This window comes from Actinoplanes palleronii (genome assembly GCF_016862315.1).
Lineage (GTDB): Bacteria > Actinomycetota > Actinomycetes > Mycobacteriales > Micromonosporaceae > Actinoplanes > Actinoplanes palleronii.
Map to the genome: position 1 here is coordinate 133,465 of NZ_BOMS01000049.1, position 25,270 is coordinate 158,734.

Here is a 25,270-nt window from a genome sequence, read left to right on the forward strand (position 1 = left end):
CTATTCATCTTCTGAACTGCGCTCTGCGTCGGGATCCATCTCGGCCAGCCGGCGGCTCAGGTAGCGGCGTTCGGCGTCGTTGCCGGCCAGCGCGAGGGCCCGCCGGTACGCGGCCGCGGCGTCGGGCCGGCGGTCGAGGCGGCGCAGCAGGTCGGCGCGCAGGGCGGGCAGCAGGTGGTAGTCGCCGAGCCGGCCGGACGCCGCCAGCTCGTCGACCAGGCGCAGCCCGGCTTCCGGGCCGTCGGCCATCGCGACCGCGACCGCCCGGTTGAGCTGCACCACCGGGGTCGGGGTCAGGGTGGCGAGCCGGCCGTAGAGGGCGGCGATCTGCGGCCAGTCGGTGTCCTCGGCGCGCAGCGCCTCGCTGTGGCAGGCCGCGATGGCCGCCTGCACCTGGTACGGGCCCGGACGGCGCAGGCGCAGCGTGCGTTCGAGCAGCGCGATGGCCTCGTCGATCTGCGGGCGGTCCCAGAGCGTACGGTCCTGGTCGGCCAGGATGATCACGTCACCGGCGGCGTCCGAGCGGGACCGGCGGCGGGCGTGTTGCAGCAGCATCAGGGCGAGCAGCCCGGCCGGTTCGGTCTCGCCGTCGGGCAGCAGCGCGACGAGCGCCCGGGTCAGCCGGATCGCCTCGGCGCACAGCTCGTGCCGGGCCAGGTCGGCGCCGCCGGTGGCCGCGTACCCCTCGTTGAACAGCAGGTAGAGCACGGCCAGCACCCCGGAGACCCGCTCCGGCAGCAGGTGCGGCGGCGGCACCCGGTACGGGATCCGCGCGGCGGCGATCTTCTGCTTCGCCCGGACCAGGCGCTTCGCCATGGTCGCCTCGGGCACCAGGAACGCCCGGGCGATCTCCGCGGTGCTCAGCCCGGCGAGCGTACGCAGGGTCAGCGCCACCCGGGCCTCGATCGCCAGCGCCGGGTGGCAGCAGGTGAACATCAGCCGCAGCCGATCGTCCGGGATCTCGTCCGGGTCGGGTTCCTCGTCCGCGGCCGGTTCCGGGCGCGCCGCGACCAGCTGCAGTTTCGCCTTCTCGGTGGTGGCCCGCCGCAACCGGTCCAGCGCCCGGTTGCGGGCGACCGTGGTCAGCCAGGCGCCGGGCCGGTCGGGGACACCGTGCGACGGCCAGTTGCGCAGCGCCTCGGCGAACGCCTCCTGCGCGCACTCCTCGGCCAGGTCCCAGTCGCCGGTGAGCCGGATCAGCGCCGCCACGATCCGCCCGTAGTCCTCCCGGAACGTCGCGGCCACGACGGCGGCGGTCTCCTCGGGTCCCACGGTTGCCACCACGGCATTGATTATGGCGGCCGCCGGGTTCCGATGTGGGGACCCGGCGGCCGGTACGGATGTCAGGCCGGCCGGCCGAGCACCACGGGCAGGGTGTCGAAGCCGTTGAGCAGGAACGTGCTCTGCGGCGGGATCTCGCCGGCCGGGACGGCGAGGGCCAGGTCGGGGAAGCGCGCGAACAGCGCGGGCAGCGCGACCGCCGCCTCGAGACGGGCCAGCGGGGCGCCCAGGCAGTGGTGCACGCCGTACCCGAAGGAAAGGTGCTCCTTGTCGGAGCGGGTGATGTCGAACTGGTCGGCCTGCGCGCCGTGCCGCTCCGGGTCCCGGCCGGCCGACGCGAAGCCCATCAGCACCGGGTCGCCCTTCGGGATGGTCACGCCGGCGATCTCGACGTCCTCGGTGGTGAACCGGAACGGCAGCTGGGCGATCGGCGACTGCACGCGCAGCGTCTCCTCGACCACGTCCTTCCAGGCCACCTCCCCCGAAAGCACCAGGGCCAGCTGGTCGGGGTGGGTGAGCAGCATGACGACGGCCTTGCTGATCAGGTTGGTGGTGGTCTCGGATCCGGCGCCGAGCATCAGGTGCAGGGTCCCGGCCAGCTCCGAGTCGTTGAGCACCGACCCGTCCTCGGTCTTCGTCTTGATCAGCATGCTGAGCAGGTCGTCCGCCGGGTGCTGCCGCTTCGTCTCGACCAGGTCGTTCATGGCCTGGTGCCACTGCTCGACGTTGGCGACCGCCTCCTCGTGGCTGATCGTGGTGTCGACGTTGACCTCACCGCCGCGCATCACCTCCCGGCGCATGTCCTCGGGCACGCCGAACAGGTCGCAGATCACCCGGGTGGGCAGCGGGTACGCGTACCGGCCCTTGAGGTCGACGATCTCGTCCGGCGCCGCGGTGCTCAGGTCGGCCAGCAGCTCGGTGGTGATCTGCTCGATCTGCGGGCGCATCGCCTCACTGCGCCGCATGGTGAAAGCGGCGGCGGTCAGCTTGCGCAGCCGGGCGTGGTCGGCGCCGTCCGCGGTGGTCATGTTGTCCATCAGCACCCAGCCGATCAGCGGGAAGTCGTCGCCGATCTTGCCGTCGATGAACGCGGTCCAGTGCTTGTGGGCGTCCTTGGCGAAACGGTTGTCGTTGAGGACCTGGCGGACCATGTCGAAACCGACCACGGACCAGCCGCGCACGCCGCCGGGCAGCTCGACCTGAGCGATCGAGCCCTGGGCCCGGAGACGGTCACCTTCGGCGTGGACATCGCGGCCGGTCGGGTCGAGCACGACGACGGCGGGAGAGACGGTAGTCAAAGTATCCTCCACATGGAGTAATCCTGATAAGGACGTTCCGAGAACGCCGACGGGTTTCATTCTCGGTTATCCCGCGCCTTTTCTCTTCTTCGAACGTGCGGTGCCTGACACCCCCTACCACCAGGCAAAAAGCCCCTATGGTGCTTTCCGTTCGGCGGGACACATTGCTAGCGTCGATGAATATCTCGACCATTCATCGCGTTCAAAAGGAGCCCGAGATGCGTCCGTTCAAAATCGCCGTCCCGCAGGCGGATCTCGACGACCTGCACCGCCGGCTCGCGGACACCCGCTGGCCCAGCGCGCTGCCCGGCGACGGCTGGGAGCGGGGCGTGCCGCTGGACTACCTGAAGGAGCTGGCCGACTACTGGCGCACCGGCTTCGACTGGCGCGCCGCGGAGGCCCGGATCAACCAGTACCCGCAGTTCATCACGGAGATCGACGGAACCGACGTGCACTTCCTGCACGTCCGCTCCCCCGAGCCGGACGCCACGCCGCTGATCATGACGCACGGCTGGCCGGGCAGCTTCGCCGAATACCTCGACGTGATCGGCCCGCTGACCGACCCGCGCAGCCACGGCGGCGACCCGTCGCAGGCGTTCCACCTGGTCATCCCGTCGCTGCCGGGCTTCGGCTTCTCCGGGCCGGTCCCGGAGGCCGGCTGGAACGTCGGCCGGATCGCCGCGGCCTGGGGCGAGCTGATGAGCAGCCTCGGCTACGAGCGCTACCTGGTGCACGGCGGCGACCTCGGGGTGTGGACGTCGCTGACGCTCGCCGCGATGCGCCCCGAGCAGGTCACCGGCGCACACGTCACGTTCTTGCTCACCCCGCCGTCCGGCGACCCGGCCGAGCTGGCCGCCCTCGACGCCCAGGACCTCGGCCGGCTGCAGCAGATGGTCGACTTCATGCAGACCAAGGGCGCCTACATGCACGTGCAGGGCACCCGGCCGCAGACCCTGGCGTACGGTCTCACCGACTCGCCGGTCGGCCAGCTGGCCTGGATCACCGAGAAGTTCTTCGAGTGGACCGACGCGGAGAAGTCCCCGGAGGACGTGGTGACCCGCGACCAGCTGCTCACCAACATCGCGATCTACTGGCTGACCGGCAGCGCGGGCACGTCCGCGAACCTCTACTACGAGATGGCCGACCTGCTGCCGATCGCGCCGACCCCGCCGCCGGCCGCGCCGCCGCACCCGGTGCCGCTGGGCGTCGCGGTCTACGCCCACGACGCGAGCCTGGCCATCCGCAAGCTGGCCGAGCCGAATTTCCCGAACATCGTGCAGTGGAGCGAATTCGACAAGGGCGGCCACTTCTCCGCCCTGGAGCAGCCGGAACTGTTCGTCGCCGACCTGCGCTCGTTCGCCGCGAAACTGTCCGCCTGAAACCCGAGGACCGCGGTCGGCCCGGATCGTCGGGCCGCCCGCGGTTTCCCCATTTCTTTTCCGGTACGCAGGGTGAGCCCCGCGCCCGCTCACACCCGCCGGGTCAGGTACCGGGCGTCCGCGCCGTAGCCGGCCGGCGGGATCACATCGTCCCGGTCCCGGAATCCCTGGGCTCGCCAGAACGCACCGGCGCCGGCGAGCGCGACGAGCGACACCGTCCGGTAGCCCTGCCCGGCCGCCTCGCCCAGCAGATGCCGCACCAGCCGCGCGCCCAGCCCGGCGCGCCGGTGCGCCGGGGCGATCGCCAGGTCGTGCAGGTGCAGGTTCACCGAGTCGTGCACGGTGTCCTCGGCGCGGGTCAGGTCCGGGCTGCACCGCTCCGGATACGGCAACGCCAGCAGATACCCGGCGATCCCGCCGCCCGTGGCCAGCACGTAGGAGGTGGCCGGGTCCATCCGGGTCCGCAGCACCGCCGGGTCCTCGGACAGCCCCTTGCCGGCATAGGTGCTCGCCTCGATCGCCACGATGCCCGGCCAATCCCTTTCGGTCACGTGCCGCACCTCGGGGGTCATCGCAGCGCCACGTCGACCGGCTGCCGGTCGTGCACGGCCCGGTACGGCAACGGCGCGAACCCGTTGAAGCCCACCGACCGGTAGCTGACCGAGTACGCCCCGGTCGCGAGGATCCACACCGGGTCACCGGAGCGCAGCCCGGCCGGGACCGGCATCGGGTGCCCGGCGTCGTACGCGTCGTCGCTGTCGCAGGTCGGCCCGGCGATCACCGCGGGCACCGTCGGGGCGCCGCGGTGGGTGGGGAACTCCAGGCGGTACTGCAGCTGGTCCATCTCGTACAGTCCGTTGAACTTGCCGCAGCTCAGGTAGAGCCAGCGTGCGCGTCCACGGGTGGTCAGCCGGACCACGTGGGCGCGGATCGCGCCGTGGTCGGCGACCAGGTGCCGGCCGGGTTCCAGGATGACGTCCAGCGGGGTGCCGGCCGTGCGGCGCAGCCGTCCGATGCCGTCGCGCAGCTCGGCCAGGATCGCGTCGAACGGCGGGTGCAGCGGCAGACCGCGCCGGTCGAGGTAGCCGAGGGCGGGCAGCCCGCCGCCGAGGTTGACGTGGTCGAGCCGGATGCCGCGCCGGCGCAGCCGGGTGATCGCGTGCACCAGGTCGTCGGCGGCGGCCCGCCAGGCGGTGGTGCTCATCTGCTGCGAGCCGACGTGCAGCGACAGCCCGGCCGGGGTGAGCCCGCAGGCCCGGGCGGTGGTCAGCACGGTCACCGCTTCCGGCACCGAGCAGCCGTTCTTGCCCTGCAGTCCCCAGAGCGCGCCGGCCCCGGTGGTCACGATCCGGCAGAACACCCGGGCGCCGGGCGCGTGCGCGGCGATCGCCCGCACATCCGCCACGCTGTCGGTGGCGAAGTCCCGGATACCCAGCCGGTAGGCGGCAGCGATGTCCGCGTCCGACTTCACCGCGTTGCCATAGTGGATCAGCCGCGGCGGAGTGCCGGTGCGCAGCGTCTGCCGGATCTCACCGGGGCTCGCCGTGTCGAACCCGGCCCCGGCCGAGGCCAACGTGTCGAGCACCTCGTCAACCGGGCAGGCCTTGACCGCGAACCGCACCGCGACCCCGGGCAGCTCCCGTGTCAGGCGCCGCTGGCTCGCCCCGATCGCACCGAGGTCGAAGAGGATCTGGTCCTCGGTGGCTGCGGCCAGCGCGTCGCGCAGCGTGCCGGAGATCTGCATGTCAAGCCCTCATCATGGTGCCGAAATCGGGGGCCGGGTGCGGGTCCCCGGCTGGTTGTCAGGGGTGTCTCAACACCCTTGAGGCACCCCTGGAAGCCAGCCGGAGACCCGCAGCCGGCGGCAGGCGAGCGAGTGGGCAGTGCCGACTGCGGTCCGGCTGCGGGTCGCCGGCTGGTCGTCAGGGGTGTGTCAGGACGGTTGAGACACCCCTGGAAGCCAGCCGGGGACCCGCAACCGGACCGCGGTCAGGCGGCGGGGGCGTAGGAGGAGCGCGGCGACGGTGAGCACGACGAGCAGGTTGATCGCCAGCAGGATGCCGCTGAGTGGGTCGATGCCGTGCTCGTGCTCGTGGCCGGGGAGCGCCGCCAGCGCGTCCTCGTCTGCTGCCGCCGCATCGCCACCGCCGGAGCGGATCACCCCGCTGACCTGCTCCCCCCGGGTGCCGATCACGTGGTAGGCGACCGTGTAGGCACCGGCACCGACCGACTGCACCGGGACGCTCAGCACGTGGCCGGGGCCGGCGGTGACCGGACCGGCCTCGAGCTGCCGGCCGTCCGCGGTGGCCACCGCGATGTGCGACAGCGCCGGGTCGGCGTCCGCCGAGAACGTCAGCCGGACCTCGGCGGGCCCGACCGGCGAGCTCGACACCAGCGCCAGCGGCGCCGGGCGGTCGGTGCCCGCCAGCCAGAGCCCCAGCGGGGCCAGGATCAGCAGGACGAGCACCACCCACCGGCCACGCGCGGACATCAGGCGACCGCGACGGCCGGGCGCGACTCCACCGCGACGCAGTCGCACGGCGCGTCCTCGAGCTCGCGCCGGTTCGGCCGCAGGTGCAGGTACATCCCGATGATCATGGGGATGAACACGATGGAGTTGTAGAACAGGTGCAGCTCGACCCGGGGGTAGAGCACCTGCAGCAGGCTGGTGGGCACCGGCTTGCCGAAGAAGTTGTGGCCGGTCTGCGCCTGCCACAGCAGCAGGAAGTGTTCGATGTGGTGCCAGAACTGGATCGCCAGGGCAACCGTCCACCAGGTCCGGGCCCGGCCGGTGAACGCCGGGCGCAGCAGGAACAGCCCGGCCAGCATCACGGCCGCGTAGCCGTAGTGCATCCACTCGGACTTGACCAGCCACGGGTAGAACTGCCCGAGCACGCCGCGCGCTTGCGGCCGCGCCCACCCCAAGACCCAGATTTGGTACGCCTGGACCAGGTGCTCAGCCCAGTGTGCGAGCGTCACCACCAGGAAGACGTTGAGAGCGACCCGATGGCCGGTGCGGTTGAGAGACATGACGCGGTCCTTCCGGAGATCCGAGGTGGGTCAGCTGTTGTACGGCATGGTCGGGAACCAGCCGTAACCGAACATCGAGGGCAGCCGCACGTCCCAATAGACGACCGTGAAGACGCCGAGGGCCAGCAGCAGCACCCCGGTGAACACGGCCGAGCGGCGCGGGTCGCGGGCGAACCAGTTGAGGAACCGGCCCCGGGTGGCGAGCACCAGCACCGTGAACAGCACGGCCAGGACCACGATGTTGCCGAGCGACTGCAGGACGAACGCGACGGCGCCGTTGATCGGGTTGCCGGTCTCGACGGCCCAGTGGAAGAGCTTGTTGAACAGCGGGTACGGCCGGCCGATCAGGAACCCGCCGATCAGCGCGCCGAGGGCGACGACCCGGCCGACCGGGTGGCGGCGGAACACGTCGGGCAGCACGCCCAGGGCGGCCAGTCCGAGGTACGCCAGGGCCAGGCCGATGATGCCGAAGACCACCGAGGCCTGGATCAGCCGGACCGGCACGCCGCCGGCCGTGGCGGTGGACAGCTGCGGCAGGCGGTCGCCGAGCAGGACGCCGACGAAGCCGTACACCGCGGAGACGCCGACCATGCCGGCGGCCAGCCAGCCGACCGGGCGGACCGCGCCGCGCAGGGCCTGACCGACGGTGGCCGAGCCGGCCCCGGCCTGGCTCATCGGGCCGATCGCGGCGGCCATCGCGATGTTGCAGGCGGTGAACGTGCCGGCCAGGCCGGAGACGAACGCGAACACCAGCCCGGCGACGGTGCCGGCGATCGCGGTGTGCTTGGCGTCGCGGTCCAGGATGGTGTTGGCGACGTTGTCACCGATGACCGAGTCGACGAACTCGTAGGACCAGAGCACGGCGAGCAGCAGGCCGGCGACGACCGCGCCGACGACCGCGACGGTGCGGCGGGGACTCGGCCGGGACTCGGCCCGGTCGACGGCAGGGGTACGGATCAACTGTTGGGTCATCGCGGCTCTCCTCAACGGAAAAGGGGAAAAAGCCGGGGAGGCGCGGGGCGCCACGCCTCCCCGGGCGGAATCAGCCGGCTACCGGAAGGGCCGCGGCCGCGGGTGAGGCCACCGGCACCAGGCCACGCTGGCGACGGCGGTCGAGCAGCCACCGGCCCCACCAGAACAGGCCGCGGGCGGCGCAGACGAGCGTCACGGCGAAGAACATCGTGTAGACGACGTTGAACACCATCAGCACGCCGTAGACCATGGCCACGCTCGAGCCGAACATGAACTGCATGCGCGGCCGGGACGGCGTGGTGCCCGGGTCGGTGATCATGTAGTTGGTGAACAGCACGAACGCCACGCCGGTGATCGGCACGAGCGTCGACCAGATCGCGACGTCCCAGATGAAGTGCCGCAGCAGCGCCTGGATGACGAACCCGCCGACCCAGCCGACGATCAGCGGGATCTTCTTGGTGAGCATCGCGTTGAGCACGGTGCCGGCGGTGAGGATGATGAACGGCACCATCATGCTGATCACGTCGGGGACGTTCTCGGTGAAGTGGTACGGCGGCGCGATGTTGACCCAGCCGAACGCGAGCAGGGTGACCGTGATCCCGAAGTTCGACGGGTTCATGAAGTGCCGCATCCGGCCCGCGATCGGCGCCTGGAACACCGCCTTCTGCCCGACCGCGACGAGCACGGCGAACAGGATCGGCCAGAACTTGTCGTTCGCGTAGAGCAGCATGTTCGCCGCGAGCGTGGTGATGTGGGTGGGCAGCAGGAACGTGTAGACACCCCAGGCGCCGTTGCCGCGGAACGCCGGGCGCCGCTTGTGCGCGGCCGCGGCGACCAGCTCGATAGTGATCTCGGCGGTGTAGCCGACCGCCAGGGCCAGGAACGGCCACAGCCACGGCTGTTCGAAGCCCAGGACGGTGTACCCGAGGATGTTGAAGATCGACATGGAGATGGCGAAGTTGCGCAGGGCCAGGTAGCGCGGGTCGCGCTTGTCGATGCGCGGCGGGGTGGCGCCCTGGCCGGTCGCCACGGCGGGCTTCGGCTCGATCGGGGTTCCGGCGTTGTCGGTCAGGGTCGGGCCGGTCGGCATGCTGGTGCGGGCCTGGGGGTCGCGGACGTCGGTCATCGGTTCGTCACCTCCGTGGCGCGGTCGGTCAGCACGAGGTCGTGCCAGCCCTTCGCGAGGTCGAGTTGCTGGGTGTGCTGACTGCCGTCGGTGGCCCGCCAGCTGATCTGGGCGGCGACCGGCCGGTCGCCGGCCGCGCCGAGGCCGAAGTAGACGTCGAAGCTGCGCTTGCCGGAGTGCCCGCCGCCGCCGTCGACCTGCGACAACTGGATCCGGCCGTCGGCCGTGGTGATCCGGACCTGGGCGCCGTAGGCGGGGCTGCCGGGCACCGTGGCCGTGCCGGGCAACGTCGACGGGCGGAACAGCCGCAGTCCGAGGAAGTTGCCGTCGGCGGGCCGCGAGTTGCGGTAGTAGGCGGGCGCGCCCCACTGCCGGGCCACCGCGAAGTCCTGTGCGCCGTCCCGGTCGGCGTCGGCGACCGCGACCCCGCGGGTCGGGATCTCGGCGGCCAGGCCGAGCTGCGGGCTCAGGTCGACGTAGCGCTCGTTGCCGTCCTCCTTGGCCCAGAAGGCCATGTGGTCGGAGCCGGAGATGTCGTCACCGGGCCTGGCGTTCGGCCACATCTGCGGTTCCTGCAGCATCAGGTCGTTGCTCATGGCCAGTTCCTGCAGCCAGTTGAACCGGTTGATGGTGCCCTTGACGAAGCCGGCGGTCTGCACGATGGCCATCTGGCCGCTGTTGTCGAAATCGGCCATCTTGGCGTCCCAGCCCCAGCCGGTCCAGGCCAGGTTCTTGTCGCCGGCGACGTTGCGGAACGGCGCCACACCCTTGTCCAGCAGCCGGTGCGCGTCGGCCGGGTCGGTGGCGGTGTTCTGCCAGACGTGGTTGCTCTCCTCCAGGCCCCACGACTCGGTGATGTTGCTGACGAACAGGTCGAACCGGCCGTCGTGGTCGAGGTCGCCGAACTCGGCGGCCATCCCCTTGAACGAGTCGTGACCCATCACCAGCGACTTCGGGGTGGTCGCGTCGCGTTTGCCCTCGGCGAGCTTGAAGCAGATCGTGCCGGGGGTGGAGACGTTGTGGAAGAAGCGGTCGTTGCCGAAGTCGTTGGCCAGGTAGAGCTCCGGCAGCAGGTCACCGTCGAGGTCGGCGGTGGTCGCGCCGAGCGTCCAGCCGCTGGACACCGCCGGGGCGATGGCCGGCTGCTCCTCGTACGTCACCGACGGCTCGGATCCGCCGGTGGCGGAGACGAAGCGCAGGATGTGCGCGCCGCCGGCGTTGCGGGCGTGCGACATCGAGTGGTTCATCGACACGTTCGGCGCGCCGTTCGGGTCCAGGACCGCGGTCTCCGGGAAGTAGTTGAAGATCCCGACGTCGACGTGGCCGTCCCCGTCGAAGTCGGCGACCGCGACCGCGTTGGTGTTCCACAGCGGACCCCGGTAGCGCCCGTCGGCCGGCTTGGCCTGCGGCACCAGCTCGGTGGGGGTGAAGGTCGCGGCGCTCAGCCCGGTGGCCTCGGGGCGGTGCAGGAACACCACCGGGGTACGACCCCAGTAGTAGACCAGCGCGTCCATCCGCCCGTCGGCGTTGAAGTCGCCGGGGGTGCAGCCCATCGGCGCGATGGCCGGGCCGCTCGGCAGCGGGGCGGGGGTCAGCACGAACGGGGCGTACGTGCCGGTCTGCGGCGCCGGGGTGACGATCACGCTGTCGCTGCGCGGGTCCACCAGGCACAGGTCGTCGGAGGCGCCGTCACCGTCGAGGTCGTTCACGGCGACGGCGGCGCCGACCGAGGAGATCCACGAGCGGATGTGCTCGTACTTGGGGTTGACGGTGCGGACGGTGTGCTCGGGCAGGCCGGGCGGCATCGCGATGGCCAGCTCGGTGAACTTGAACCGCTGGGCCATCTCGGTGCGGGTCGCGGCCGAGGCCGACGGAAGCCGGGCCACCAGGTACGCGGCGACCACGAGAACCAGGACGAACAGCGCCGGCAGGGCTCGGCGTAGACGGTTGACGTCATTGGGCGGCAACGACTTCCCCTTATCTCGAAAGCAGTGACAGGGCATCTCGACAGCAGTGACAGTGGGTGGTGCTACTCAGCCGGCTTCGGTGACGGTCATCGGCAGGCCACCGCGCACCCGCAGCGACAACATCGGCTCGGGCACCACGGCCCGGCCGGGCGGGCTCTCCAGCCGCAGATCGCGGACCAGGGTGGCGAGCACGAACGCGGCCTCCATCAGGCCCAGGTGGTTGCCGACGCAGAACCGGGGCCCGGCGCCGAACGGGATGTAGGCGTACCGGGGCCGGTCGCTCGCCCGGGACCGGTCGAACCGCTCCGGGTCGAAGCGGTCCGGCTCCGGCCAGAACTCCGGGTGCCGGTGCAGCGTGTACGGGCAGATCAGCACGTCCGAGCCGGCCGGCACCCGGTAGCCGCCGACCACGTCGGCCTCCAGGGACTTGCGCGGCAGGATCCACACCGGCGGGAAGAGCCGCATGGCCTCCTCCAGCACCATCGAGGTGTAGGTGAGCCGGTGCAGGTCCTCGAAGACCGGCGCCCGGTCACCGAGCACCTCGACGGCTTCCTGGCGCAGCCGTTCGCGGACCTCGGGGTGCTTGTCGATCAGGTGCAACGTCCAGCTCAGCGTGCTGGCCGTGGTCTCGTGCCCGGCCAGCAGCAGCGTGACCAGTTCGTCGCGCAGCCGCTGCCGGCCCACCTCGGGGTCGGCCTCGGCGGAGGTGGAGACGATCAGCCGGGACAGCACGTCGTCGCCGCCGGTGCTGCCGCGCTCGGCGACCAGCCGGTCGACGGTGCGCTGCAGGTTGGTGCGGGCCCGGCGGAACCGCAGCTGGCGGGGCAGCGGCACCCAGTGCGGGACCGCGCCGAGCGTCTCCAGCTCGAACATGGCCTGGTCCTGCACCGCGGCGAAGTCGTCGCCGACGGTGTCGAAGCGGGTCAGGTCCGCGTCGAGCAGGGTCCGGCCGAGCACACCGAGGGTGAGCCCGGTCAGCTCCTGCAGCATGTCGACCGGTGCGCCGCCGGCGTGCTGACGCAGCCGGGCGACAAGTTTCGTGGCCTCCTCGGCGACGATGCCGGCCTGCGCGGCGATCCGCCGGCTCTGGAACGCCGGCTGGGTCACCTTGCGCTGCTTGCGCCACAGGTCACCCTCGCTGGTGAGCAGCCCGTCGCCGAGTGCGCGGCGGGCGTGCACCAGGCCGATGCCCTTGTGGTAGTTCCCGGCGTTGTCGGCCAGCACGTGCTTGGCGTGGTCCGGGTGGTTGAAGTAGTAGAGCTGTTTCGGGCCGACCGGCAGGCGTGCCGCGTCGCCGTAGCGGGCGGCCGCGTCGGTCATCATGCCGAGCCGGTCGCGGCCCATCACCATCAGCATGCGCAGGGCCGCGGTGCGCGGCGGCCCGGGCGGGACGATGCCGCTCATGCCGCCACCTCGCTGCGGTGCGCCGCGGAGATCCGGCCCCGGTGGAACAGCAGCGCCTCGTCCTCGGCGCCGCTGCCCATGCCGAGCAGCCGGCCCAGGAAGATGGTGTGGTCGCCGCCGTCGTAGGAGCGCCACAGCCCGCACTCGAAGTGCGCCAGCGCCCCGGTGATCAGTGGCGCGCCGGTGTGCTCACCGGCCTGCCAGTCGACCGGGCCGAACTGTTCGCCGCCGAGCGGGCGCCGCCGGTCGGCGAAGTACCGGGCGAGCGGCGCGTGCCCGGCCGCCAGCACCGACACGCCGAAGCGTCCGGCGGAGCGCAACGCCTCGTGCATCACCGCGTTGTGCTCGATGCAGACCAGCAGCAGCGGGGGGTCGAGCGAGACCGCGGTGAACGAGTTCGCGGTCATCCCGTGCGGCGTCGGGCCGCCGACGGTCACCACCGTGACGCCGGTGGCGAACGTGCCGAACGCCCGGCGCAGCGCCAGCGTGTCGAACGGCGGAGTGCTCATCGGGCGCCCCGCCCGGCCAGCACGTACGGCTCGAGCGCCGCGGCCAGGGCGTCCGGCACCCGGGCGGGCACCGTGCGGGTGTTCGGCCCGCGCATGCAGGCGATCCGCTGGCTGCCCCGGGCGATCAGGGTCTCGCCGCCGCCCGGGTCGAGCCGGACGTAGTCGAAGCCGAACTCGATCTGCGTCTGCCCCAGCTCGACCAGCCGCATCCGGATGGACAGCTCGCTGAACGCGGTGATCTCGGCGTAGAACTCGCAGTCCACCTTCAGCGTGAACAGCTTCAGGTCGTCCTGCAGCTCGGCAACGATCCCGGGTGCGTGGTTCTTCAGGAACATCTCCCGGCAGCGGCCCTGCCAGCGCAGGTAGTTGACGTAGTAGACGTTCCCGACGATGTTCGTCTCCTCGAACCCGACGGTGTGCGGGTACTCGTAGTACTTGTCCATCTCACTCCCCCATCTCGGCCAGTACGGCGACCACGACCGGCGCAGCGATGTCCCGGACGGCCGTGGCGAACGTCGCCACCCGCAGGTCGCCGGCGCGCAGCAGCACCCAGCGATCACGGGTCGCGGGCAGTACGGTCAGCGGCCCGTCCAGCGACCGCCCGGCCTTGCGCAGCGACTCCAGCGCGGTCCACACCCGGGTCGCCGCCTGGTCGAGGCCCTCCCCGGTCGCGGCGGCCACCTGGCGGGCCAGCTCGGCGTGCTGCCCCAGCAGCCCGGCCCAGTCGCCGGCGTCCCGGGCGGTGACGACCTCCAGGTCGCAGCCGAGGGCTCCGGTGCTCGCCGTGACGATGGTCAGCCCGGCCGCGTGCGCCGCGGAGACCACACCGTCGTCGACTTCGGGACGCCCGTCGGCCCGGTAGCGCAGCTCGACCGGCCGCCGGAACGTCCGGGTCGCGGCGAGCCGGGTGGCTTCCCGGCGCGACAGGTCACCGTCCGGCACCACGGTGACCGCCACCGCCTTGCCGAGCAGGTCGTCGGCGGCCCGGGTCAGGTACGGCCCGAGCAGCGCGGGCACCCACGGTCCGGCCGGGTCCTGCTTGCGGACCGCCCGCAGCCGCAGGCCCTCCCAGCGTTCGAGCACCTCGCCGGCGTCCGAGCGCAGCGCCACGTCGTAGACGTACAGGTCGCCGTCGCGGGAGCGTTCGGTGGCGCAGTAGCGCAGGCCCTGCGCGGCGGTGAGCTTCTCCCCGCCCGGGTAGATCCGGTCCACGCCGACCGGCAGCAGTGTCGCGTCGGGCACGCAGACCTGGTTGCCGTGCATCAGCGCGTCCCGCACGCCGGGGTCGCCGAGCAGCAGGTGGTCCGGCACGTACGAGGCGAACCACTGCACCGCCGGGTCGGCGGCCACCTCGGCGTCGACGTAGCGGGCCGCGGCGCTGTGGTAGCGGCGCAACCGCTGGAACCGGCCGCCCTGGAACAGCAGCCCGGAGTAGAGGTCCTCGGCGGGCACCAGTTCCACCGGCGGCACCTCCGCGGGCACCTGCTCCGGAGCGCCCTGCGGCACCTCGGACGCGCCGAGCCGCAGCCGGGCGGTGAAGTGGTCGGCGGCGTACCCGGTCTCGGCGCTGCGGATCGCCACCTCGACCGTGTCGTCGCCGGTGACCACCGCGGCGACCCGGATCGTGGTGCGCCCGGTCGGCGTCACGATGATCGGCCGCAGGAACTCGGCCTGTTCGATCACCGGCAGCGTCTCCACCCCGGTGGTGGCCGCGGCGACCTGGGCCATCGCCTCCATCCCGAAGACCGCGGGCAGCAGCAGGTTGCCGTCCAGGTCGTGGTCGGCCAGGTAGAGGTCGGTGCCGGCGTTCAGCTCGACCTCGCAGACCAACTCCACGCCGTGGTAGCGCACCAGCGGCCGCTCGACGAAGCGCGACAGCGGCAGCGGGGGCAGCGGCCGGCGTACCGTGCCGATCCCCTCGGTCCGTCCGCTGATCACCACGACGTCCGGTGACTGCGGGTCGGCCAGCACCCGGCGCAGGATCGCGACGCCCTGGTCCGGGGTGATCGGGGTGACGCCGTCGCGGGTCAGCGACTCGACGACGGCCAGACGTTCGCCCATCCCGACGCCGGACCAGACCGACCATTCCAGGCAGACGCTGCGGCACTGCGGGTGCCGCCGGCCGACCTCGGTGGTCAGGTCGGCCAGCCACTCGTTGGCGGTGGCGTAGTGCGCCTCGCCGCGCAGGCCGGCCCGGCCGATGATGCTGCCCAGCGACACCAGCAGCCGCAGCGTGGCCGGGTCGAGCACGTCGAGCACCGTCCGCAGGCCGTCGACCTTCGGGGCGAGGGTGCGCCGGAACGCGTCGCGGTCCAGGGTGGCCAGGCTCGCGGGCTCGTTGCGCCCGGCGCCGTGCAGGACCGCGGTGATCGGGCCGAGCGCGGCGGTGAACCGGTCGACGGCCTGGCGGACCTGATCGGTGTCGGTCACGTCGGCGCGTTCGTAGTGGCACCGGACCCCGGCCGCGGCGATCCGCTCGAGGTTCGCGGCCAGCTCCGGGTCCTGCGCCGGGTCGGAGCGTCCGAGCAGGGCGAGCGCGGCGCCGGTGTCACCGGCGAGAGCCAGCGCGCACTCCGCGGTGATGCCCTTGCCGCCGCCGGTGACCAGCAGCACGTCGGCGTCGCCCAGCGGCGCCACGGTCACCGCCGGGCTGACCGGCATCGGCCGCAGCGTCGGTACCCGCCGGGTCCCGTCCGCGTCGTAGTGCGCCTCGGCGAACGACGTGGTCGCGGCCACCTCGGCCACCACCTGCGCGAGGTCCGGCGCGCCGGTCGGCAGGTGGATCACGGTGACCCGCAGGTGCGGGGCCTCCAGCCGCAGCGTCTTGGCCAGCCCGGCCGCGCCGCGACCGTGCTGCACCAGCACGAACCGGGCCTGCGGTGCCGCGGTCAGCGCTTCCTGCGCGCCGGCCAGCGCCAGCGCGAGGTCGTCCTCGCCGCACTGTTCGGGCAGCACGACCAGCACTCCGGCACCGATCTGCGCCGCTTGCAGGCCGCGGCGCAATTCTTCCGCGTACGAGTGAGCCTCCGGCGCGTGCACGCTCCACACGCCGGCCTCCTCCCCCGCGGGCCGGGTGCCGAGCGGCACCACGTCCAGGTCGAGCCGGAACGGCCGGGCCCAGGCCGCGGCACCGGCCACCACCGGAGTGAGGACCGCGTCGGCGTCGGTCGACGTGGACCGCAGCTGGTCGAGGGCCTCGGCGAGTTCCGCGACCCGCGCGGTGGCGAAGTTCGTCGGCACCTGCGACGGGTTCAGCCGCAGCGCGGCGGCGGCCGCGTTGACCACCTGGCCGACCGTGATCGAGCTCAGGTGCAGGTCGTCGAGGAACAGGCTGTCGCCGCGGACCAGCTCGATCGGCAGTTCGACGCGTTCGGCGGCGAGCCGGCGCAGCAGATCGAGTGTCGACTCCCCGCCGTCCACGGTGGCCGGCGAGCCGGGCTCCGCGGCGGTGCCGGCCGGTTCGGCACGCCGCTCGGCGACGGAGACCACCGGGGCCTGCTCGCAGGGGCTGCCGAAGAAGCTGAACGTCACGTCCAGCGGCAGGTCGCGCACCAGGCGGCCGCGGAACAGCGCCGGGTCCAGGGTGGCGGCCCCGATCACGTACGCGGCACCGGCCGCGCGCAGCAGCCCGGTCAGCGACTCCGCGTCGGTGTCGACGGCCAGCGCCGGCACGTCGGTGAGCTGCCCGGCCAGCGAGCTCAGCACCCGGCCCGGGCCCACCTCGATGAGCAGGTCGACCTGGGCGGCGGCCTGGGTGACCGCCTGCTGGAACAGCACCGGGTCGGTGATCTGCCGGTGCAGCAGCCCGGCCAGGTCGGCGTCCGGCGCGAGCGGCGCGCCGGTCACCGTCGACACGACGGTACGGCGGACCGGTCCGAGCCGCTCGCCGGCCAGCGCGGCGACGAAGGTGTCCGCGGCCGGGGCGACCAGCGGGGAGTGGAACGCGTGCGAGACGTTCAGCGGCCGGGCCACCAGGCCCCGTTCACCGGCCCGCCGGCAGACCTCCTGCACGTCGTCGACGCTGCCCGCGACCACGGTCTGCTCGCCGCTGTTGTACGCGGCGATCACCACCGGCAGCCCGGCCAGCAGTGCCGTGACGACCGGCGCGGACGCACCGACGCCGGCCATCGTGCCGGACGCGCTGTGCTGGGCCATGGTGCGGCCGCGCAGCGCGGCGACCCGCAGCAGCGCCGGCTCGTCGAGCGCGCCGGCCCAGTGCAGCGCGGCGATCTCGCCGAGGCTGTGCCCGACCGCGACGGACGCGGTCACACCCAGGTCGTCGAGGACCCGCAGCGCCGCCACCGAGCCGGTCACGATCCGCGGCTGGGCCACCTCGGTGGCGACCAGGTCACCGCCGGTGGGCAGGTTCGCGGCGGTGTAGACGGCGTCGGCCTCGGTGAAGCGCCGGCGCAGCGCTCCCCCGCTGACACCGGTGCCGGAGCCCTGGCCGGGGAAGAGGTAGCCGATCCGGGCCGGGCCGGTGACCCGGTTCAGCAGGATCCGGCTGTCGGCCGACAGGCGCCGCGTCTCACCGGCCGCGACCGCGTCGCGCAGCGTGCGCAGCTGCTGCTCGGCGTCGGCTGGCGAACCGGTGACCACGCCGGCGCGCAGCGGGCGGTCCTGCAGCTCGCCGTGCAGGGTCGCGGCCAGGTCGCCGAGCTGCCCGTAGGCGAGGGTGGGTACCAGGGTGAGCAGCTGGTCGATCCGGGCGAGCAGTTCGTCGGCCGTACCGCCGTCGATCAGCAGCAGCTCGGTGTCCTGCACCGAGCCGGCCAGCACCCCGGTGCGCGCGTCGAGGGTGCCCCGGCCGCGCGGCTGGGAGTTCTCCAGCACCAGGTGGGTGTTGATGCCGCCGAAGCCCATCGCGGTGACGCCGGCGCGCAGCGGGGTGTCCCGCGGCCACGCCTCGGCCTTGCGCAGCACCCGCAGCGCCGGATCATTCCCGGTCAGCAGCTCGTGCGGGTCGACCGAGCCGATGCTCGGCGGCAGCACCTCGTGGTGCAGCGCCAGCACCGCTTTGATCATGCCGGCCACGCCGGCCGCCGCCTTGGTGTGCCCGATCATTCCCTTGATCGAGCCGATCGCGGCCGGCGCCGCCGAGGGTCCGGCCGCCTTGCGGGCCGCCGACAGCGCGCCCAGCTCGGTGGCGTCGCCGACCTTGGTCCCGGTCCCGTGGCCTTCGAACAGACCGACCGTCTCCAGGCCGAAACCCGCTCTTTCGTACGCCCGGCGCAGGGCCAGCTGGTAGCCGCTGATCTCGGGGCGGGTCATGCCGCCCTTGCCGTCGGAGCTGATCCCCCAGCCGGCGACCGACGCGTAGACCCGGTGGCCGGCCGCGAGCGCCTCGTCCTCGCGCATCAGCACGACCATGCCGCAGCCCTCGCCGGGCCAGAAGCCGTTGGAGAGCCGGTCGTAGACGCGCATCTCGCCGGTGGCCAGCGCGCCGGTCTTGGCGAACCCGATGATCTCGAACGGGTCGATGGACAGGTCGACGCCACCGGCGATCGCCACGTCGGCGTCCCCGTCGAGCAGCGCCTTGCAGGCCGTGGCGACCGACAGCAGCGACGAGGAGCAGGCCCCGTCGACCGTGTAACCGCCGCCGTTGAGGTCGAAGAAGTTGCAGATCCGGCCGGCGATGGTGTTCGACAGGCCGCCGGCCAGGGTGTCCTCGTCGACGGCCGGGAACGGGTTCTTGAAGGTGACCTCGAGGTCGGCCAGGAAGCCGGCCAGCTGCTCGTCCTCCCAGCCCTCCGCCTTGAGCGCGGCGGCGACGGTACGGCGGACGTACGGCCAGCGCAGCCGGATCTGGCTGGCCCGGGAGAACTCCCCGGTCAGGGTGTTGCCGACGACCACCGCGGTGCGTTCGCGCGGCAGTCCCTCGCCGAGCGGGAACCCGGCGTCGGCCAGGGCGTGCGCCGCGATGTCCAGCGCCAGCCAGTGCGTCAGGTCGGTCGAGCGGTACGTGCTGCCGGCCACCTTGTAGGCGAGCCGGTCGAACTCGTAGCCCTCGATCACGGCGGCGTTGCGGGCGTAGAACTTGTCCGGCGCGGACGGGTCCGCGCTCCAGTAGTCGTCGAGGCTCATCCGGGTGTCCGGCAGGCGGCGGAACGCCCGGCGACCGGCGACCGCGTTCTCCCACAACTCCCGGGTCGTGGCGGCGTCCGGATAGCGGCAGGCCATCCCCACGACGGCGATCCTGGTCATGCCGTCCCCCGGGAAAGGTCGCGGTCCGGCTCCGGCAGGACCGAGGTGGTCAGGTAGGTGTGCTTGATGCGCTGGCGCCATTGCTCGTAGGCCGGTTCGTGGCCGTGGTGGTCCAGGCCGGCCAGCGCGTCGTCGTTGACCTGGGCGGCCTCGGCCGGCGTGCGCCCGCAGAAGACCTCGGTGGCCACCTCGTTGTGCGGCACGACCAGGCCGGCGCGCACCCGGGCGCCGGCCGCGAACGAGGCGCCCTGTGCCAGGTCGGCGGCGTACTCGCCGACGGCGGTGCGCAGCCAGCGCAGCTCGTCGGCGTCGGCGCCACCGGCGTACGTCGCCGCCAGGCCGGTGCCGGCGTAGAGGTCGGCGCGCCGGTGCTCGGGGAACCGCTGCACCATGGCGTGCAGCCGGCGGGCGTCGGTGCCGGCGACGAACCACATCGCCCGGCCGACACCCTGGTCGATGGCCCGGGCGGCGTAGCGGCGGTAGTCGTCGTCCGGCCACGGCGAGCGCTCCGAGCGGAACTGGCCGGTCACGTACTTCTCGGTCTTGAAGTAGGCCTGGTGGAACCCGTAGCCGTCGAGCACCAGCCAGCGCAGCAGCGGGTCCGGCGCGTGCAGCGTGGACCAGCGCACCCGGGGCAGCCGGGCCATCGCCCAGCCGACACCGACGTACGCCATGTAGACGTGCCGGTCGCCCTCGCCGGCGAGGAACCGCTGCATGTGCTTGCCACCGAGCGGCAGGCCGTCGCGCACCGCGAACGCCATGGCGGCGCCCTCGTACGCGAAGCCCCGGAACTCGGGGGTGATCTGGTCCAGCCGGGGCTCGGCCTCGGCGGGCCGGCGTGCCTCGGCGGCCAGCGCGTACCCCTGCAGGAAGGATTTCCCGACAGTTTCCAAACGGTCCTTCGCCGCGGTGCTCTTCACGTGGAAACCACGCACGGCCATGCTGGTCTGCGAGACATTGGGGGTCAGAATTCGACGACGGATTCCTGCGACGATTCCCATTTTCCTTTTCCTATCGACGTAGGTTGATCAATTTTCACCGGCGCGGGCGCCCGTCGTCATCTTCCGAATTGCGCGCAGCGGTGGTACCGCGGTCAGACCGCCACATTCTGTGCCGTTATCAGCGCCCGGATTCCGGCGCGCCAGCCCTCGTAGTCGGCCGGGACCGCGCCCGGGTCGGCGTCGGTGACGCTGTCGGAGAGCCGGACCGCGGCCGCGGCGGAGAGCCCGGCGAACGCGGTGGTGCCGAGCTCGGTCTGCGGCGGGGTGAACCCGGCGAACGCGCGGGCCTTGGCCGCGAAGACCGCGCCCTGCGCCAGGTGCGGCCGGTGCTCGCCGGCCAGCCGGCTCAGGGTGGCCAGCGCCGCCGCGTCCGCGCCGCCGGCGAACGTGGCCGCCAGGCCCACCCCGCTCCACAGGTCCGCCTGCCGGTCGGCGGCGAACCGGCCGACCGCCGCGCCGACGGCGTCCACGCCGCCACCGTTGATGAACCACAGCGCCCGGCCGATGCCCTGGTCGACGGCGCGCGGGAAGTAGTCGGGCCGGCCCTGCCACGGGTACGGCTGCGGGATCCGCTGCTGGTCGACGTAGCGGGCGGTGTGGAAGTAGGCCAGGTCGAAGCCGTAGCCGTCGACGGCCAGCCAGCTCATCGTCGGGTAGTACGGCGTGCCGGTCAGGTCCGGCAGCACCCATTTCCAGGTGGTCCGCGGCAGCCGGGCCATCGCAAAACCGACACCGATGTACGTGAGGAACGTGTGCGGCACGCCCGGACCGGAGAGCAGGTCACGGGAGCGGTGCCCGCGGCCGCCGGCCATCACGTCGCGGATGGTGCAGGCCATCGCGGCGCCCTCGTAGGCGAAGCCGCGCATCTCCGGCTCGACGAGTTCGAGGCGGCGCTCCAGCTCCCACTGCTGCGCGACCTCGATCCCCCACTCGAATCCGCAGACGACCGCCTGCGGGATGGCCTCCAGGCGCTGGGTCGCGGCGGTCGGTGTGACCGGGAACCCGCGGGAGGCGAACGTCACTGATCGCAGCGCGGGTGCCAGAGCCTTGCGTCGCAGTGTGCCCATCGTTGACATGGTCAGCCGTCCCTTCACCGTCCGGGCCGGCGCTGTCGTGCCGCGCCCAGGGCTCGTCGCGGTACGCCCCGGCGTACCGATGGATGGTCTTGTTCTTGATGCGCGGGCCGTGACATACCGGCGGCAACCGGCATGCCACGGCCGTGATCAGGCGGCGGCCTGCTCGGCCCAGCCGGCGCTCACCGGCTGCAGCACGTCCATGGCCTGCTTGCGCGCGTCGAGCAGGGCCAGCAGCACCGGCGGGTCCAGGGCGCGGACCCGGCGCAGCACGATGTCGGCGGAGAGGATCGAGTCGGGCTGGACGGTGAACGGCCCGTAGGAGGCCACCGCGACCGGGCGGTCCGCGCGGTCCGCGCCGTCGGCGGTCCAGGTGGCGGCGTCGGTCGACACCGACTGCGCGAGCAGGTACCACTGGCCCTGCGGCACCGCGTCGAAGCGCACCGGACCGGGCTCGTGCAGCACCGCGCAGCGCACCGGGCGGCCCTCCGGGATCGGCTCGGCGAACATCCCGATGAAGATCACCGCGTGGTCGTCCGGCTCCTCCAGGCTCACGTGGCAGGAGACCCGGCTGCTGGCCGGCCAGGTGGAGCGGCGCTCGCCGCCCGCCTGGATGGCCGGCGCGTAGCCGTCGTGGCGGCGGTAGGTGGTCGGTGACATCCCGACGCTGCGGCTGAACCGCGAACTGAACGTGCCGACGCTGTTGTAGCCGACCTCCACGCTGATGTCCGCGACGTTCATCGAGGTCGAGACGAGCAGGTCCTTGGCACGCTGCAGGCGCATCGCGGACAGGAAGCGGGCCGGCGAGACACCGGTGACACGCTGGAAGATACGGGTGAAATGGAATTTGCTGAACAGTGCGGCACGGGCCAGGTCGTCGACCGTCAACTGCTCCCCGAGGCGCATCTGCATGGCTTCGATGGCCCGCAGGACCGCCCGCTCGGAATCGTCTTGCATGACACCTCCCAATGGTGCCGCTCATCGCGTCACCGCAGCAGCTGCCGGACCGCGGTCGTCACTGATCCGGGGTTCGACAGAGGAATGGCCGGGAACGCATTTCGGAAAGCATTCCGTCAATGTTATTCCGCGTGATCATTCGGCCACGGAAAGATTATCGAACCCCGATACGGGCCAACCACCCCTAGATATTCGGCGCACCCCGCACCGCAATCGTGAAGTAGGAACGGATACCGTCACTATTCACTTCGGATAGTCGCCGTATCCGATTCCGGCCGCGCCGCCGGCCCGCGCATCGCCGCAGCGCCGCTGAGCAGGCGGCCGGCGCTCCGGGCGGCGGCCATCGCGGCCCAGGCGGCAAGGCGCACCAGCGCGCCGTCGCCGTAACCACTCGCCCTCAGCGCCGCGATGTCGCCGTCGCCCACCCGGTACGACGCGAACGCCACCAGCAGCGCCAGCCGGGCCGCGGGGCGTTCGCCAACCGGTAGGGGTGCCACCGCCTCGGCCAGCCAGGGTTCCGCGCTCAGGCCGGGGCCCGACTCGGCCGGATCCGCCAGCCGGGCGAGGACCAGCTCGCGGACGGCGTCCGGGAGCACCGCGGCGCCGGCCTCGTCGATCGCCGCGGCGGCGCGGGCCAGCGCGTCGGCGATCGGGGCGCACGGCGCGGCCCAGCTCAGGTCGGCCGGCAGCGGGCGGGCCGGCAGCGCGGTCACCGCCTGCCCGGGCGGCACGACGGCGCGGGCGAAGCGGCCGAAGATCCGCGCGGCCACCCGCCGGCCGAGCGGGCGGGCCGCGACGGGCATCGCTTCCAGGGCGGACTCGCCGAGGAAGACGTTCACCATCCGGTTGAGGTAGTGGAACGTGACCGCGACGCCGAGGACCACGGCCGCCTGATCGGCGGGGACCGGGATCGGTACGGGGGTGACCCTGGACGCGCCGTCGCGCGCCCAGCGGGCCAGCGCTCGCACCGCGGGGTCGCGCACCTCGTCGACGCGACCGGCGGCCAGGTGCCGGGCGTCCGCGCCGGGCCGGGTGCCGTTCAGCGTCGCGCCGTGCACCTCGACGCAGTAGGGGCAGGTGTTGGCGAGCGAGACGGCGGCCGCGACGGTCTCCTTCGTGGCCCGGCCGGCCGGGTCGCCGGCCAGCAGCGTCTCGCGCAGCATCAGCCAGACCGCGTCGAGGACCTCGGGAGCGGCCGCGTGCAGCGCCACGGGCGGCGCGGCCATGCCGAACTCGGTCTCCATCTGGTGCCAGACCGAGGTTGTCCCGGCCGGGCGCACCGGGCTCAGGTGGCGGATCTGACGGAGTACGACACGGCGCGCACCGCGCGCGAACAAGGACGTCACGGGGTCCCCTTTCCTCGCCCTCCATGCTTCGGGCGGGCGGCGGCGCGGCGCATCTTCGGGTGTGCCCGAAGCTGTCGCGTCCAGGTAGGACAGCACGAATCTGGTGCTGGCACGGGCCTGGAGAGCGCTCTATTGCGAGACCCATCGAGATCTTCTAATCTCACAGGCGGCGGAGGACGAGCGCCCCACGACGGGAAGCATGATGCGGATATCCGACCTGAGCCGGCAGTCCGGCGTACCCGTCGCCACGATCAAGTTCTATCTGCGCGAGCAGCTGCTCCCACCCGGCGAGCCGACCGGGCGCAACCAGGCCGTCTACGACGACCGGCACCTGCGCCGGCTGCAGCTGATCAAGGTGTTCACCACGCTCGGCCGGCTCGACCTGTCCTCGGTGCGCCGGCTGCTCACCGCGATCGCCGACGCGGACGTGCCGGTCACCGGGCTCTACGCGGCCCTGCACCAGGTCCAGGCCTCGTCCGGGGAACCGACACCGGACGAGGCGCCCGCGGTGGCGGCCGCCCGCCAGGACGTGGACCGGTTGATCGCCTCGGCCGGCTGGCAGGTGCCGGCGGACGCGGCCACCCGCGGCCAGCTGGCGACCGTGCTGGCCGCGATGCGGCGGTTGCACTGCGACGCCAGCCTGTCGTTCTTCGACGACTACGTCACGGCGGCCGACCAGCTGGCCCGCAAGCAGGTGGGCCGGCTGCCGGCGGTCGAGGTGGAACGGGCCGAGGCGCTGGCCCGCGGGTTGTTGCTGGAGGAGGCGTTCACCGCGATCCACCGGCTGGCGGTGGAGCACCACGCCGGGCAGCGCTTCCCGTCGACCTGACCCGCCGGCCTCAGGCGAACTGGCCGGGCTCGCGGCCGGGGCCGGCCGGGCCACGGTAGGCCTGCGCCAGTTCCCGCCACTGCTCGGCCGGGGCGCCTTCCGCCCGTACCCCCAGATCGGTGTGATGGCGGCGGCGAGTGACCAACAAGCAGAAGTCTTCGGCGGACCCGGTGATGCGGGCGGCCGCGTCGGCCGGGCCGAATTCCCACAGCGCGCCCGACGGCGCGGTGATCTCGAAGCGGAACGGTTCCGCGGGCGGCGTCAGGCCGCGGGCCAGATACCCGAAATCCCAGGTCCGCACGGCGAAGGTGACCAGGTGGCGGAGCCGGTCGGTGTGCGTGCGGCGGATGCCCAGCGCGTCGGCGATGTCCTGGCCGTGCCCGAACAGCTCCATCATCCCGGCCGCCGCGAGGACCGCGGCCGGGATCGGCCGGACCAGCCACGGCACCAGCTGGTCCGGCGGCAGCGCGCCGAGCGCCTTGCCGGCCGTGTCCCGCTCGGCCCGCCAGCGCGCGAGCAACACCTCCGGCGGGTCGTTGACGAACTGGCCCAGCGCCCGCGCGACGTTCGCGTCGAAGTCCGGCGAGAGGGTGCCGGCCAGCGCGGTGAACGCGTCCGGGTCGGCGGCGGCCAGCCCGGCCATCCGGAACGTCGCCGCGAGGTGCGCGATCTGATGGGCGACGGTCCAGCCCGGCGCCGGGGTGGGTGTGGTCCAGCCGGTGGGTGCCAGATCGGCCACCATCCGGTCGACCTCGTCGCCGAACGCGGCCAGGTCGCTCGTCACTGTCGCTGTTTGAGTCACCGGTCTGCCCTCTTCTGCGTTGTCGTCATCTGCTTGTTTCGAGCTGGTCCGTCATCTGCTTGTTCGAGGCTGGTGCTCAGGGGTGCCTCAGG

20 protein-coding genes are annotated in these 25,270 nt (G+C 72.6%); 2 read left to right on the plus strand and 18 right to left on the minus strand.

The genetic code is table 11. From position 1 onward, the window contains the following. Together Apa02nite_RS18355 and Apa02nite_RS18360 are read right to left on the minus strand one after the other, a co-directional pair. Positions 1–1,284, minus strand: coding sequence for an RNA polymerase sigma factor (locus Apa02nite_RS18355; RefSeq protein WP_344573686.1), 1,284 nt, complete (start codon positions 1,282–1,284; stop codon positions 1–3). A gap of 59 nt (positions 1,285–1,343) precedes the next feature. After that, on the minus strand, positions 1,344–2,579 hold the full coding sequence (locus tag Apa02nite_RS18360; RefSeq protein ID WP_239164383.1) for a cytochrome P450 family protein: 1,236 nt from the start codon (positions 2,577–2,579) through the stop codon (positions 1,344–1,346). A 218-nt stretch (positions 2,580–2,797) separates the two neighbouring features. Here Apa02nite_RS18360 and Apa02nite_RS18365 point away from each other — a divergent pair, with 218 nt between their 5' ends. Further along, positions 2,798–3,958 (plus strand): epoxide hydrolase family protein, encoded by a 1,161-nt coding sequence (locus tag Apa02nite_RS18365; RefSeq protein ID WP_203826076.1) that lies wholly within the window; start codon positions 2,798–2,800, stop codon positions 3,956–3,958. A gap of 89 nt (positions 3,959–4,047) precedes the next feature. Here the strand turns inward: Apa02nite_RS18365 and Apa02nite_RS18370 are convergent, their stop codons facing one another. The 15 genes from Apa02nite_RS18370 to Apa02nite_RS18440 form a co-directional block, all read right to left on the minus strand. Continuing rightward, the gene (locus Apa02nite_RS18370) at positions 4,048–4,509 is read right to left on the minus strand and encodes a GNAT family N-acetyltransferase (RefSeq protein WP_203826077.1); all 462 of its coding nucleotides are present in this window, start codon (positions 4,507–4,509) and stop codon (positions 4,048–4,050) included. A 17-nt stretch (positions 4,510–4,526) separates the two neighbouring features. Next, the gene (locus Apa02nite_RS18375) at positions 4,527–5,702 is read right to left on the minus strand and encodes a type III PLP-dependent enzyme (RefSeq protein WP_203826078.1); all 1,176 of its coding nucleotides are present in this window, start codon (positions 5,700–5,702) and stop codon (positions 4,527–4,529) included. A 189-nt stretch (positions 5,703–5,891) separates the two neighbouring features. Continuing rightward, positions 5,892–6,449, minus strand: coding sequence for a copper resistance CopC family protein (locus Apa02nite_RS18380; RefSeq protein WP_203826079.1), 558 nt, complete (start codon positions 6,447–6,449; stop codon positions 5,892–5,894). Beyond that, on the minus strand, positions 6,449–6,988 hold the full coding sequence (locus tag Apa02nite_RS18385) for a hypothetical protein (RefSeq protein WP_067685316.1): 540 nt from the start codon (positions 6,986–6,988) through the stop codon (positions 6,449–6,451). Before Apa02nite_RS18385 ends, Apa02nite_RS18380 begins: the two co-directional genes overlap by 1 nt. Positions 6,989–7,018: 30 nt before the next feature. Continuing rightward, positions 7,019–7,960, minus strand: coding sequence for a hypothetical protein (locus Apa02nite_RS18390; RefSeq protein ID WP_203826080.1), 942 nt, complete (start codon positions 7,958–7,960; stop codon positions 7,019–7,021). 70 nt (positions 7,961–8,030) lie between these two features. Next, positions 8,031–9,050, minus strand: a complete 1,020-nt coding sequence (locus Apa02nite_RS18395) for an enediyne biosynthesis protein (RefSeq protein WP_373872974.1) — start codon at positions 9,048–9,050, stop codon at positions 8,031–8,033. Between the two features lie 32 nt (positions 9,051–9,082). Beyond that, positions 9,083–11,089, minus strand: a complete 2,007-nt coding sequence (locus Apa02nite_RS18400; RefSeq protein WP_203826081.1) for a CRTAC1 family protein — start codon at positions 11,087–11,089, stop codon at positions 9,083–9,085. 30 nt (positions 11,090–11,119) lie between these two features. Next, the gene (locus tag Apa02nite_RS18405; protein ID WP_203826082.1) at positions 11,120–12,457 is read right to left on the minus strand and encodes a cytochrome P450; all 1,338 of its coding nucleotides are present in this window, start codon (positions 12,455–12,457) and stop codon (positions 11,120–11,122) included. Then, entirely contained in the window at positions 12,454–12,966 is a 513-nt protein-coding gene (locus tag Apa02nite_RS18410; RefSeq protein ID WP_203826083.1) for a flavin reductase family protein, read from the minus strand. The genes Apa02nite_RS18405 and Apa02nite_RS18410 overlap by 4 nt, the downstream gene beginning before the upstream one ends. Then, on the minus strand, positions 12,963–13,409 hold the full coding sequence (locus Apa02nite_RS18415) for an acyl-CoA thioesterase (protein ID WP_203826084.1): 447 nt from the start codon (positions 13,407–13,409) through the stop codon (positions 12,963–12,965). The genes Apa02nite_RS18410 and Apa02nite_RS18415 overlap by 4 nt, the downstream gene beginning before the upstream one ends. A 1-nt stretch (position 13,410) precedes the next feature. After that, on the minus strand, positions 13,411–19,170 hold the full coding sequence (locus tag Apa02nite_RS18420; protein WP_203826085.1) for a type I polyketide synthase: 5,760 nt from the start codon (positions 19,168–19,170) through the stop codon (positions 13,411–13,413). Next, entirely contained in the window at positions 19,167–20,171 is a 1,005-nt protein-coding gene (locus tag Apa02nite_RS18425; protein WP_203826086.1) for a DUF1702 family protein, read from the minus strand. The genes Apa02nite_RS18420 and Apa02nite_RS18425 overlap by 4 nt, the downstream gene beginning before the upstream one ends. A gap of 92 nt (positions 20,172–20,263) precedes the next feature. Then, the gene (locus Apa02nite_RS18430; RefSeq protein ID WP_203826087.1) at positions 20,264–21,247 is read right to left on the minus strand and encodes a DUF1702 family protein; all 984 of its coding nucleotides are present in this window, start codon (positions 21,245–21,247) and stop codon (positions 20,264–20,266) included. A gap of 147 nt (positions 21,248–21,394) precedes the next feature. Then, complete coding sequence (locus tag Apa02nite_RS18435) at positions 21,395–22,201, minus strand: helix-turn-helix domain-containing protein (protein ID WP_203826088.1); 807 nt, start codon at positions 22,199–22,201, stop codon at positions 21,395–21,397. 239 nt (positions 22,202–22,440) lie between these two features. Next, a complete protein-coding gene (locus Apa02nite_RS18440) occupies positions 22,441–23,547 on the minus strand; it encodes a carboxymuconolactone decarboxylase family protein (protein WP_203826089.1) in 1,107 nt (368 codons plus the stop codon). A 199-nt stretch (positions 23,548–23,746) separates the two neighbouring features. Here Apa02nite_RS18440 and Apa02nite_RS18445 point away from each other — a divergent pair, with 199 nt between their 5' ends. Beyond that, entirely contained in the window at positions 23,747–24,376 is a 630-nt protein-coding gene (locus Apa02nite_RS18445; protein WP_203826090.1) for a MerR family transcriptional regulator, read from the plus strand. Between the two features lie 10 nt (positions 24,377–24,386). Here the strand turns inward: Apa02nite_RS18445 and Apa02nite_RS18450 are convergent, their stop codons facing one another. Beyond that, a complete protein-coding gene (locus Apa02nite_RS18450) occupies positions 24,387–25,178 on the minus strand; it encodes a TIGR03084 family metal-binding protein (protein ID WP_203826091.1) in 792 nt (263 codons plus the stop codon). Between the last annotated feature and the right edge of the window lie 92 nt (positions 25,179–25,270).